The organism is Jidongwangia harbinensis, from assembly GCF_020216025.1.
Classification (GTDB): Bacteria; Actinomycetota; Actinomycetes; order Mycobacteriales; family Micromonosporaceae; genus Actinoplanes; species Actinoplanes harbinensis.
This window is the reverse complement of the sequence record NZ_JAIWNC010000106.1, coordinates 1-1321: the sequence shown is the minus strand read 5'-3', so window position 1 is coordinate 1321 and position 1321 is coordinate 1. Positions and strand designations below refer to the sequence as shown.

The 1321-nt window shown below is 66.1% G+C and carries 1 protein-coding gene; it reads left to right on the top strand.

Annotation, left to right across the window (positions count from 1 at the left end):
- On the top strand, positions 1–1321 hold a 1321-nt coding region (locus LDL48_RS43170; RefSeq protein WP_225261003.1), incomplete at both ends, for an AAA family ATPase.

Below are 1321 nucleotides of genomic sequence, written 5' to 3'. Positions count from 1 at the left end.
TACGAGGCGCACCACCGGATCAGCATCACCGATGCCGCGCTGGTGGCGGCGGCGACGTTGGCCGACCGGTACATCTCGGACCGGTTCCTGCCGGACAAGGCGATCGACCTGATCGACGAGGCGGGTGCGCGGATGCGGATCCGCCGGATGACCGCGCCGCCGGACCTGCGTGACTTCGACGAGCGGATCGCTCAGGTGCGCCGGGACAAGGAGTCCGCGATCGACGCGCAGGACTTCGAGCGGGCCGCGCAGCTGCGGGACAAGGAGAAGCAGCTGCTGGGTCAGAAGGCGCAGCGGGAGAAGGAGTGGAAGGCCGGCGATCTGGACGTGGTGTCCGAGGTCGACGACGAGCAGATCGCCGAGGTGCTGGGCAACTGGACCGGTATCCCGGTGTACAAGCTCACCGAGGAGGAGACCTCGCGGCTGCTGCGGATGGAGGACGAGCTGCACAAGCGGGTCGTCGGCCAGGACGACGCGGTCAAGGCGGTCTCCAAGGCGATCCGGCGTACCCGGGCCGGGCTGAAGGACCCGAAGCGGCCGTCCGGCTCGTTCATCTTCGCCGGCCCGTCCGGCGTCGGTAAGACCGAGCTGTCCAAGGCCCTGGCGGAGTTCCTGTTCGGTTCCGAGGACGCGCTGATCCAGCTCGACATGTCCGAGTTCCACGACCGGTACACGGTGTCGCGGCTCGTCGGTGCCCCTCCCGGTTACGTGGGTTACGACGAGGGCGGTCAGCTGACCGAGAAGGTGCGCCGTAAGCCGTTCTCGGTGGTGCTGTTCGACGAGATCGAGAAGGCCCACCCGGACGTGTTCAACACGCTGCTGCAGATCCTGGAGGACGGGCGGCTGACCGACGGTCAGGGCCGGATCGTGGACTTCAAGAACACGGTGATCATCCTGACCACGAACCTGGGCACGCGGGATGTGGCGAAGGCGGTGTCGCTGGGGTTCCAGGCGTCGGAGGACACCGAGTCGAACTACGACCGGATGAAGCAGAAGGTCAACGACGAGCTGAAGCAGCACTTCCGGCCGGAGTTCCTGAACCGGATCGACGACACGATCGTGTTCCACCAGCTGCAGGAGAAGGAGATCCGCAACATTGTGGACATCTTCATCTCCCGGATCGAGACTCAGCTGCGGAACAAGGACATGGGTCTGGAGCTGACCGACAACGCGCGGCGGTACCTGGCGAAGAAGGGTTACGACCCGGTGCTGGGTGCGCGGCCGTTGCGCCGGACGATCCAGCGGGACCTGGAGGACAGCCTGTCCGAGCAGATCCTGTTCAACGAGTTGCGGCCCGGGCAGATCGTCCTGGTCGACTGCG